This window comes from Streptomyces sp. NPDC002870 (assembly GCF_042888505.1).
Taxonomy (GTDB): domain Bacteria; phylum Actinomycetota; class Actinomycetes; order Streptomycetales; family Streptomycetaceae; genus Streptomyces.
The window spans coordinates 1-9,681 of record NZ_JBIAPW010000071.1 but is presented as its reverse complement, the minus strand read 5'-3'; the positions used below and the strand labels follow the sequence as shown (position 1 = coordinate 9,681).

Sequence of the window (9,681 nt, the reverse complement as noted above, 5' to 3'; positions counted from 1 at the left end):
CATGGGATGTGCTCCTCTTCGCTGTGGCGTTACGGCAATAGAGACGGTCGCGCTGCGCAGAACTCATCGCCGCTGTTCGATTCAGCCATAGTGATACTGGTCCACTGCCGCAGTTAAGGAGTGGCGCACCAGCGCTCCTGTGCCGTACGGCTGGACGTACGACTCGGTGCCCGGGGCCGGCGACTGGATGGGCAACTCCCGCTGCTCCTGTGCGCTGTGCGGATTCGCGGCCCTCCGCGATCTGCTGCTCTCCGTCGGCCGGCGCCCGCGGCTGGCCGACCTGTACGCCGAGGTCGAGCAGGTGCGGGGCGACAGCTTCCGCGCCGACTGGCGTATCACCGACCTGATCCGGCACGCCGCAACTTGCGGGGCGCCCGACCCCGGCATCGTCTGTCCGGACGACGGCCCGGAGTTCACCGCCCTGCAGGAGCAGGTGGGGGCGGCCCTGGAGAAGGAGCCCCGCAAGGAGCCCGACCTGGCCCGCCGCGACGGTCGCACGCCGTGCGACGGCTGTGCCGCTCTCCACTGAGACTTCCGGACGCCCCTGATCTTTCCTGAAAGGCATACTGCTCATGATGACGACGACCACCCAGCGCCTCCTCGACCTCGCCGCGGCCGCACCGGCCAGCCACGACGAGGACCTGGTGCTGCTCCTACGCGAAGCGAACGAGCTGTACCAGCAGGGCCTTGAAAGCCTGCACCGCACCGTGGCGGCCCGCTTCGCCGGGCTGTCCCCCGAGGATCTGGTGGCGGCCGCGAACGCGGCCGGTATGCCGTGCGACGCGTCCCAGGACCGCGACGAGCTGGTCTTGCTGCTCGCCCTGACCGACTGGGAAATGACCCCAGCGGCCCTGGCCTACTCCGAGATGGCCGAGGACGCAGCCCGCCGTGGTGTGTGCCTGATCCCGGAGGAATGACCCCTTTTTCGTCCGCCGCCCGGGAAAGCCTGGGCGGCGTACTGGACCACCGCCCCACACTCCTGCCATTATGTGAGTTGTGAGCCGGGCAGGCCGGCTCGCCTTCTGACAGGACGGACGGTTCCGCCATGACCTCGCGCCGTGAGCCTCGCCTGGCCGACGCCGCCGAGATCGCGGCTGAACAGGGCCTGACACCCGCGCGGATCAGCGGCCTCTACAACGAGCGCGCCGAGAACGGATTCCCTGAAACAAGGGACAAGCGCGGCCGTGCCCGCCTATGGGACCACGCCGAAGTCACCGAGTGGTTCGCCCAGCGCCCACCGGCGAGGCTCCGCGAGCACACACCGCCCTCCCGCGACCCGCAGGACCTGCTGAACGCAGCGGACGCCTCGAGGTTCCTGGGTTACAAGAACACCAACCAGGTCACCACCTTCGTCCGCGACCACCCCGGGTACTTCCCCGACCCGGACGTCGTCGAAGAGATGGGCACCACGGAAAACCCCTACCGCCGACAGCTGTGGCGCGTGCAGACCCTGCTGGACTGGATGGCCACCCGGCCCGGCCGCGGCAAGCACGCCGGCGCGAAACGCGCAGCGCCGGCGCTGCCCGACGTCCCCGTCGACGGCGACCCCGACGAGCTCCTGGGAGCCTCACAGGCGGCGGCACTGCTGGGGTTCAAGAGTGTCAACTCCTTCTCCAGCAGCCTGTCCCAGGGCAACCTACCCGTGCTGAAGGACACCGACGCTGTCACGGAGAAGGGCGGGCGCCGACGGTGGACGCGCAAGCGGATCCTCGAGCAGGCCGCCCAGCGCACTCCCAGAAGGTAGAAAACCGGCGGTGAGCGCCCATCCGCCCACCGCCCCACAGACGCGGCACCCGGCTACGGGCCGTTGGTCCCTTGCGGGCCGGGTGTCGCACGATGGCCGGCATGGCGCGGCTCGCCACCGCGCCCCGCAGCAGCCACGGCTGCTGCGGACCGGCCATCGCCGAACTTCTGGGTGCCGCCCCCGCAGCCTCGTGGTCGGGGCCATGGACGCCGACCACGGTGCAGACCACGAGGCTGTTTCGAGTTCGTGACCATGGTCGGGGCTTCATGGTCGGGGATCTGGTCGGGGACCACGGGTTTCCTCATCAGCAACCGAAGGTTCTGACAGAGACCGCCACGGCCCGCGGAAGGAAGACCCCCATGAGCAGCGCTTGGACGTGCCACGGCTGCGACGTCCCCAACATCGACCGCGCGTCATGCGAAGCATGCGGTACAAGCAGCCCGACCGCCACCGCTGCCGATCTCCTGAGAACTGCCCTGAAGGACGCGGCTGCGGCCCGCGCGGCCCAGGTCGAGGAAGCCGCTCGCGGCAATCACCGGTTGGCTGACCACCTCGGCAGCGTGACCGATGCCCACCCCGACGACGCCCTCGCGATGCGCCGCCTCGGCACCGCGTGACCGGCACGTCGAGGGACCCGTGTTCTTGTGCGCGCAGCCGCCCAGTGCTCAGCGCCCAGGCCGCAGGCCGTGCGTCGAAAGGATTTCGCTTGACTTCCTCCCCCTCCTGAAGGAGGGGGGATTCCTACGGCTCGCGCCGTGGGGTTTCCTGCTTCATCGCCGACTGCCCGCCCGGAGAACTCCGTTGAGGTCTTACACCGGCTCCACAGGCCGACACCGCCAGCCCGGCGGCCAAAATGTTCCGCGCCGCGTTCACGTCGCGATCGTGGGTGATCCCACAGTCGCACGTCCAGGTGCGGACGTTGAGCGGCATCTTCTCTTGCAGCATGCCGCAGCAGGAGCAGAGCTTGGAGGAGGGGAACCAGCGGTCGACGGCGATCACTTCGCGGCCATACCAGGCGGCTTTGTACTCCAGCATGCTGCGGAACTGCGACCATGCCGCGTCGCTGATGCTGCGGGCGAGCTTGCCGTTCTTCAGCAGATTCCGAACGGTGAGGTCCTCGATCACGATCGTTTGGTTTTCACGAACGAGCCGAGTGGTGATCTTGTGCAGGGTGTCGCGCCTGCGGTCGGCGATGCGAGCGTGAACGCGAGCCACGCGTCGGCGGGCCTTGGCCCGGTTGACGCCGTCCCCCTTGGCCTTGCGGGACAGCTCCCGCTGGGCCTTGGCGAGGCCTGCGCGGTCGCGCCGCTCGTGCCTCGGGTTGGTGACCTTCTCCCCGGTGGACAAGGTGAGCAGGTGGTCCAGGCCGGCGTCGACGCCGACCGCGCGGCCGTTCGCCGGGAGCGGCTGGATCGTGGGGTCCTCGACGAGGAGGGACACGTACCAGCGTCCGGCCGCGTCCTGGGACACGGTCACCGTCGACGGCATCGAACCATCCGGCAGGGGACGCGACCAGACGATGTCGAGCGGCTCCGCCATCTTCGCCAGGGTCAGCTTCCCGTCCCGGAACCGGAACGCGCTGGAGGTGTACTCCGCGGACTTGCGGGACTTCTTCAGCGACTTGAACCGCGGGTACATGGCGCGCTTGCCGAAGAAGTTCGCGAACGCCGTCTGAAGGTGACGCAGGGCCTGCTGAAGCGGAACCGAGGAGACGTCGTTGAGGAACGCCAGCTCCTCGGTCTTCTTCCACGCCGTCAGCATCGCCGACGTCGCGTTGTAGTTGACCCGCTCCTGACGCAGCGTCCACGCCTCAGTACGGGCCGCGAGCGCCATGTTGTAGACCTTCCGCACGCACCCGAATGTGCGCGACAGCTCCGCTGCCTGCGCATCGGTCGGACAGAAGCGGTACTTGAACGCCCGCTTCACGTGAGTGGTCATGACTCACAAACTAACACTTCGGCTTGTGACGGCCTGCCGGGTCTTCGGGAGTGGACGCCGAATCGCCCTGGCGGCGCTTCGGCTGTTCCTGCCCTGCTCCGCAGGAGTCCGACTCCTCCCCCGCCTGAAGGCGGAGGTTTCCTCGGAGGTTCCCGATGACCAGCATTCCGGCCACGAGCTTGGCCCCCAGCCCCGCTGAACCCCTGAGTCACCAGGTGCTGGCCGCGCTCGCCCAGCACCGCATCGCCACCACCAGCCAGCTGCGCCGGATGCTGCGGCCGGACGGCACACGGCAGCTGCTGTCCCGCGTCCTGAACAAGCTGCGCTCCGACGGCTTCGTCGACTGCACGGTGCTACCGGACGCCAACCGCTCACGTACCAACGCCTGGTACCTCACGCAGGAAGGCTCGCGCCTGACCCGGGATCTGCCTGTCCTGCGGGGGCGGCCGCCCTACCCCATCAACTCGGATACGGCAGCGTCGCTGAAGACCCCGCACACGCTCGCCGTCGTGCGCGCCCATCTGGCCTTTGCCGCAGACGCCCGCCGGCTCGGGCACGAGCATGGCCCCTGGGACTGGACCCCTGAGGTGTCTCACTCCATCGGCGAGGGCGAACGGATTATGGCCGACGCTGTCATGTACTACACCGCCGTCGAAAGCGATCACCGGCGAAAGCTGCGCGCGTTCGTGGAAGTCGATCGCACCACCATGAGCAGCGAGCGGCTGGCCGTGAAGTTGATCGAGTACGCCCGTCTGTTCCAGTACGAAGCACAGCCCGTCGGCCGCCGCAGGCCGGCCGCCACAGGCCCTTCCTGGCTCCGCTGGTATCCGGTCTTTCCCCGCGTGCTCTTCGTGCTCACCGGCGCCTCCCGAGCCAGGCTGGACAATCGGATCAGCGATCTGCAGGCGATGGTTGCCCAGCACCCGCTCGTAACGGCCCTTGCCCGCGAAGTCCGGCTCGCAGCCGCCGTGCTGGAAGACATCGAGCAACACGGTCCCGCCCAGGCCGTGTGGGTGCCTCTGGCCGGCGGCAAGCCTCGCCCGTGGACCGAGTTGTGAGTCCCCTGCGCGAGCGATAGGGGGTGATCAGCCTGCCGCCGATGCCCTCGACACCGGCGTCGGCATGCGACTCAGACTGGAGGGCGTGTCCCGCACGGATGCGTGCCGTGCTCGTCGATGACGCCGAACGCCGCACAGAACCTCTGCGCATTCATCGCCCCTACGGAAGGCACCAGCACATGACACTGCGACTCGTCCTCGGCACACTGGACACCGTGGCGGCCCTTGTCACCGCCAGGAGAATCACCACACTCCGCCGCGCTCTCACCGCGGTCGCGCCCGAGTTGCGCCACCCCGTGCTCTACCTGCCGTTGAACCTCACCAATGCCGCCACCCTCGCCGTCGGCCGCCGCCTGCCAGCGGTGGGCTCCGCAATCAGGCCCGGTATCCGAGCTGAGAAGACCACCATCACCGCCACCGATCCGGCCTTGAACGTGGTGACCTACCAGGCGCCCGCACGCAGCAAGCCGAGCGGAGCACTGCTGTGGATCCACGGCGGAGGAACCGTCATGGGCACCCTGCGCCAAGGCCACGCGTGGTGCAGCCGCGTCGCCGACGAACTTGGCGCGCTCGTCGTCAGCGTCGACTACCGACTCGCGCCGGAAAACCCTTACCCCGCCGGTCTCAACGACTGCTACCGCGCCCTGCACTGGCTGCACGACAACGCCACCAAGCTCGGCATCGACCCCGCCCGCATCGCCGTCGGCGGCGACAGCGCCGGCGGCGGACTGGCCGCCGTCCTCGCCCAACGCGCCCACGACACCGGCCTCCCGGTCTGCTTCCAGTTGCTCGTCTACCCTATGCTCGACGACCGCACCGTCCTGCGTGCAGAGGCCCCCGACCGAACCGTCTACACCTGGACACCGACGTCCAACCGCTTCGCCTGGACCGCCTACCTCGGTCACCCGCCCCAGGAGCGGGACGACCGCCCCTACACCGCCGCCGCACGACGTGCGAACCTCACCGGACTCCCACCCGCGTGGATCGGCGTCGGCGACCTCGACCTGTTCCACCCCGAAAACATCGGCTACGCCCGACGCTTACGCGAGGCCGGCGTCGAGTGCGAACTGCGCGTCGAACCCGGCATGTACCACGGTGCCGACGCGCTGTTCGACGGCAAAGCACCCTCGATGACCGCCTTCCGCACCAGCATGCTCGACTCCCTGCGCGCCGCACTCACCAACCCTTAAGCACTTGGTGCACAGGGCGGCGATCCGAAGGCCACAGGCGGGCGACCAGCGAGCCCGCAGGACCGCGGCCCACCGTTGCCCTCCGCTCTTCACGCCCCGCATGGCGGCGTACGTACCGACTGTGCACCCGGGCTGACAGCACCCCGCAGCCGGAACACGAGGCCCGTTCAGCCGTCGTCCGGGCTCGCACGACCACCAACTCACCGTCCACCACTACGTTTCGATCCGAACACCATCGACCCGGTGAAACCACAGGTCCTCAAGGGGAAGACATCACCCACGGCCGTTCATGATCGCGGTTTTCGGTGGCTCCGTGGCTCTGGCGCGGGAGGTGATCCAGAACCAGGTTTCGAAGTCCGCCGACAAGCTGCCCGCTCCCGACGGCTGCCCGCTGTGGCGGCCCTCAGTGGATGCTGTCGTGCCTGCCCTGGCGGAGGGGAGACCGGCAGGCAGGCGTTAGTGACCTGAGTCGGAGATTTGCTGTTAGTCCAGCATGAGTCGTGGTGGCCCATCCCCGCTTCCACTTGCACTTCACACCCACCGGTTCGTCCTGGCTGAACCAGGTGGAACGGTGGTTCGCCGAACTTACCGCCAAGAAACTCCGACGCGGCGTCCACCGCTCCGTCCAGGCCCTCGAGCGCGACATCCGAGCGTGGCTCACCGACTGGAACGACCACCCCCGACCGTTCGTCTGGACCAAGACCGCCGACGAGATCCTCGACAAAGTCGCCGCCTATTGCCAGAGAATCTCCGACTCAGGTCATTAGGTCTGTTCGGGCGGATTCAGCGCTCGGTGGGAGCCGCCCGCATGTCACGTTGAATCCGCTTGGCTACTTGGGGCTATCTATGGGTGTGCAAACCAGGCTCGACCGTTGTCCTGGAGACAGTGCTTCACTCCTGCCGTGGAGGATCCATGCGCCCGCCCCAACGTCTTGCAGCCAAGATCGCCGCTGTCGCGCTCGTAGCCGCGGGCAGCTTGATCGCATTTCATCCGAGCGCTTCCGCGGTTTCAGCCGCACCGGCACATGGCGCCGCCGCTGACGCCCAGTCCTCCGCGGCCGTGACGGGCTCGGTGCGCATCAGCCTGTCGGCCGGCGGCACGGTCACCATTCCGGCCTCAAAGCTCTCCGCCGGCACCACGTTTGACACCGGCGCCCAGGTATCGCTGGTCTCGACGGTGACCAACAACACCAACGCCACCCTGGTCTTCTCCGGAGGCGGTAGCGCCAGCGTCACGGTCGCACCGGGTGCTTCAGCGAGTGTCAGCGCACTCGCCAGCGGCAGCTTGAAGATCAGCCTCGCCTAACGGGCAGACACCCCTGTCCGGCGTTTCCAGGAGTCCTTCTGAGAGCAGGAGACGGCATCCCATGGCCTGACCAGGCCTCCCGGACACGCCAACTCGCTTGAAGCGGGGCAGGTGACGCAGCATTCGTCGAAGGTCAGCCCCCAGGGCACGCGGTTCATAGCCGAGCATCGTGTCCTCTCCACTTGTCCGGGGAAGCGGCGTCTCGGCCGCGGCTGGGTCGCGCGGTCTCATGCCTGCTGACCGAGTGGTTCCAGCAGTCCGTCGCCGGGCCACAGGGGGGCCGGTGCGGCCGCGCCGGCCAGGTACTCGCCGACGTGGACCAGGACGGCCGCGCGGTCGGCGGGCCCGTAGGCGGTGAAACGTTCGGCCATCGGGTCAAAGGCACGCACCTCGCTGTCGGGGCCATTGCAGACGAGGGCGCGCGCGATCTCGGGCAGGCCCAGGCTGAGCGCGTCGCAGCCGCCGGTGCGCACCAGCCGCAGCAGGTCCGCGGTCACCTGTTCCCAGTTGCCGACCTTCGGCCAGCCGACGCCGCCGTCGAGTTCGTGGGTGAGCGTGGCCAGGGGCACGATCTCGCCCACCGGTGCTCCCCCCGCGCGGATCAAGGACACCGCCGACAAGCGCCGGGCCGGCAAGACAGCGAAGGCGAAGAAGCAGACGAAGGCCTCGTCGTTCGACTCCCTGACCAAGGCAGAGCTCTACCAGCGCGCCACGGACGCCGGAATCCCCGGCCGCTCCTCCATGACCCGCGAGGAACTCATCAAAGCCCTCCGCGGCAAACGAGGCCGACGCAAGGCCCACGCATCCTGAAGCCTGCGGCACGATTCACGGCCCGCCAGGAGCACCGTCCGTCGGCGACGCGAGCGACGATATCGGGAGCAGCGCTGTCGGGACCGCCCTAGCTGATGACCTCGGCGGTGATCCGCGAGTCGATCTTCTTGTAGGCCGCGGCCTGCCGGGTCAGAACGGGCAGGCCGGAGCCGAGCGCCAGATGTGCGGCATGAGCGGTGGGAAGGTCGGCCGCCCGTTCCTGGGCGATCTGCGCGATGGCCCAGCAGGATGCTTCGTCCAGAGGCCGGAAGACGAAGCAAGGAGCCGCGAGGGCGTCCTGCAGCATGTGCGCGACTTCACCCAAGGCGCTGCCGGTAAGCCCGTGAGCGAACGAGACCGCCGGCACGTACAGCGGCTGGACCTGTTGGACCGACCTGAAGACACGCGCGGCCATATAGATGTTGCCCTGAGCGAGAGCGCTGACGGCGGTGTGGTCGAGGATGTACCCAGTGCTCACGCGGCACTCTGCCCCTGCTCGACGCTGGTAAAGCCGTGCCGTGCGTCCGCAGCCCGTACGGCCTCCAGCGCCTGCTCCCACTCGCCGGGGTGCTCACTCTGGGCACGCTCCACCAGCCACTGGACGGCGCGCTCGGCCCGCTCGGCGCGCTCAAGCTTGGCGGCAACCGCGTCCTCGATCCACCCGGAGACCGAGGAAGACGGGGCGGCGTCCGGGCTACTGGCGGACAGGAGGCTCTCGATCGCCTTGACCTTGTCCGCATCGATCGTGATGGTGACCTTCTTCTTCGCCATATCAGCACCATACCGACGCCTTACCGGCATGTCAGGTGTCCCGGGCAACTCCAGCATTAGCCCGCTGCGCGCAGTGCAGGGCCGCGCCGACAGCAGCCCAGGTCGCCTCAAGGGAGGTAGTGGGCGCACGCTGGTGGAAGAAGGCCCCGGGCCAGGGCAGAACGACGCCCAGGGGTCCGTGCCGCAGCCCACGAGCCGATGAAACGAACGGAGGCGGCGGACGATGACCACATTCATGGATGTCCACCACGACATGAAGGGCATCACGGCCGAGCAGCTCTCGGCGGCCCACCGAGCGGACCTGGAGATCGAAGCGGAGGAGGGGGTGCACTTCGAGCGGGCGTGGGCCGACCCCGAGGCGGGAGTCGTGTACTGCCTGTCCGAGGCTCCCTCCGCAGAAGCGGTGCAGCGCATACACGAGCGCACCGGGCACCCGGCCACCGAGATCCATCCTGTGCCGCTTTCCGTCTAGGAGCACCAGAAGCCGGGACCAGCGCCTTCCTGCCCCCTCACCGCCGAGGCGTCTGCGGACGACGGCGTGGCCAAGAAAGACGACCCAGAGGAAGCGCAACGGCGCGTGAGCACACGGGGTTGAGGCCAACCCACACGACGAAGGACCCGCCGCCGGCGGGTCCTTTTGTCACGGACGTTTCTCGAGGAGCACCTTTTCCCCCGTACCGGAAGCCGACCGAGACAGAGTGGACTGAGTTCAACGAGCTTTGATAAGCGCCGCGTCGAACTCGGCTCCTGTGGCTGTGTCAGTTTCTGTGGGCTCTGGTCCACTTCGTGTGGTGCGGTGACGCTCGGTCACGCCAATAGGACCCGCTTGCGTAGGAGTTCGAATCCTGCGCGGCCGAACATTTG

Annotated in this window: 13 protein-coding genes and 1 pseudogene; 10 read left to right on the top strand and 4 right to left on the bottom strand. The window is 68.2% G+C overall.

What is annotated here, in order from left to right:
- Positions 1-139: 139 nt before the first annotated feature.
- The 4 genes from ACFYWY_RS37840 to ACFYWY_RS37825 all read left to right on the top strand — a co-directional run bounded on the left by ACFYWY_RS37840 (position 140) and on the right by ACFYWY_RS37825 (position 2,361).
- Positions 140-529, top strand: coding sequence for a hypothetical protein (locus tag ACFYWY_RS37840; RefSeq protein WP_389195953.1), 390 nt, complete (start codon positions 140-142; stop codon positions 527-529).
- 43 nt (positions 530-572) lie between these two features.
- Positions 573-917 carry a hypothetical protein gene (locus tag ACFYWY_RS37835; protein WP_389195950.1) on the top strand — a complete coding sequence of 115 codons (345 nt, stop codon included), beginning with the start codon at positions 573-575 and terminating at the stop codon, positions 915-917.
- Positions 918-1,045: 128 nt separating this feature from the next.
- Positions 1,046-1,744 carry a hypothetical protein gene (locus ACFYWY_RS37830; RefSeq protein WP_389195948.1) on the top strand — a complete coding sequence of 233 codons (699 nt, stop codon included), beginning with the start codon at positions 1,046-1,048 and terminating at the stop codon, positions 1,742-1,744.
- Positions 1,745-2,103: 359 nt separating this feature from the next.
- Positions 2,104-2,361 carry a hypothetical protein gene (locus ACFYWY_RS37825; RefSeq protein ID WP_389195945.1) on the top strand — a complete coding sequence of 86 codons (258 nt, stop codon included), beginning with the start codon at positions 2,104-2,106 and terminating at the stop codon, positions 2,359-2,361.
- Positions 2,362-2,485: 124 nt separating this feature from the next.
- Here ACFYWY_RS37825 and ACFYWY_RS37820 read toward each other — a convergent pair whose 3' ends face one another.
- On the bottom strand, positions 2,486-3,682 hold the full coding sequence (locus ACFYWY_RS37820; RefSeq protein ID WP_389195942.1) for an RNA-guided endonuclease InsQ/TnpB family protein: 1,197 nt from the start codon (positions 3,680-3,682) through the stop codon (positions 2,486-2,488).
- Between the two features lie 155 nt (positions 3,683-3,837).
- Between ACFYWY_RS37820 and ACFYWY_RS37815 the strand changes: the two genes are divergently transcribed.
- The 4 genes and pseudogenes from ACFYWY_RS37815 to ACFYWY_RS37800 all read left to right on the top strand — a co-directional run bounded on the left by ACFYWY_RS37815 (position 3,838) and on the right by ACFYWY_RS37800 (position 7,236).
- A complete protein-coding gene (locus ACFYWY_RS37815; protein WP_389195939.1) occupies positions 3,838-4,740 on the top strand; it encodes a replication-relaxation family protein in 903 nt (300 codons plus the stop codon).
- 179 nt (positions 4,741-4,919) lie between these two features.
- Positions 4,920-5,930, top strand: a complete 1,011-nt coding sequence (locus tag ACFYWY_RS37810; protein WP_389195936.1) for an alpha/beta hydrolase — start codon at positions 4,920-4,922, stop codon at positions 5,928-5,930.
- A 509-nt stretch (positions 5,931-6,439) separates the two neighbouring features.
- A pseudogene (locus ACFYWY_RS37805) lies at positions 6,440-6,697 on the top strand (IS630 family transposase); the annotation flags it as partial.
- Between the two features lie 146 nt (positions 6,698-6,843).
- The gene (locus ACFYWY_RS37800) at positions 6,844-7,236 is read left to right on the top strand and encodes a hypothetical protein (RefSeq protein WP_389195933.1); all 393 of its coding nucleotides are present in this window, start codon (positions 6,844-6,846) and stop codon (positions 7,234-7,236) included.
- 227 nt (positions 7,237-7,463) lie between these two features.
- Here the strand turns inward: ACFYWY_RS37800 and ACFYWY_RS37795 are convergent, their stop codons facing one another.
- Positions 7,464-7,817 (bottom strand): hypothetical protein, encoded by a 354-nt coding sequence (locus ACFYWY_RS37795; protein WP_389195930.1) that lies wholly within the window; start codon positions 7,815-7,817, stop codon positions 7,464-7,466.
- Between ACFYWY_RS37795 and ACFYWY_RS37790 the strand changes: the two genes are divergently transcribed.
- Positions 7,786-8,046, top strand: a complete 261-nt coding sequence (locus ACFYWY_RS37790; protein ID WP_389195927.1) for a Rho termination factor N-terminal domain-containing protein — start codon at positions 7,786-7,788, stop codon at positions 8,044-8,046. The two genes, ACFYWY_RS37795 and ACFYWY_RS37790, sit on opposite strands and share 32 nt — an antisense overlap.
- Positions 8,047-8,134: 88 nt before the next feature.
- Here ACFYWY_RS37790 and ACFYWY_RS37785 read toward each other — a convergent pair whose 3' ends face one another.
- Both ACFYWY_RS37785 and ACFYWY_RS37780 read right to left on the bottom strand, forming a co-directional pair.
- Positions 8,135-8,524: a hypothetical protein gene (locus tag ACFYWY_RS37785; RefSeq protein WP_389195924.1), complete on the bottom strand. Its 390-nt coding sequence runs from the start codon at positions 8,522-8,524 to the stop codon at positions 8,135-8,137.
- A complete protein-coding gene (locus tag ACFYWY_RS37780; RefSeq protein WP_389195921.1) occupies positions 8,521-8,817 on the bottom strand; it encodes a hypothetical protein in 297 nt (98 codons plus the stop codon). Before ACFYWY_RS37780 ends, ACFYWY_RS37785 begins: the two co-directional genes overlap by 4 nt.
- 223 nt (positions 8,818-9,040) lie before the next feature.
- Here ACFYWY_RS37780 and ACFYWY_RS37775 point away from each other — a divergent pair, with 223 nt between their 5' ends.
- Positions 9,041-9,289, top strand: coding sequence for an SCO4226 family nickel-binding protein (locus ACFYWY_RS37775; RefSeq protein WP_389195918.1), 249 nt, complete (start codon positions 9,041-9,043; stop codon positions 9,287-9,289).
- Positions 9,290-9,681: the final 392 nt, after the last annotated feature.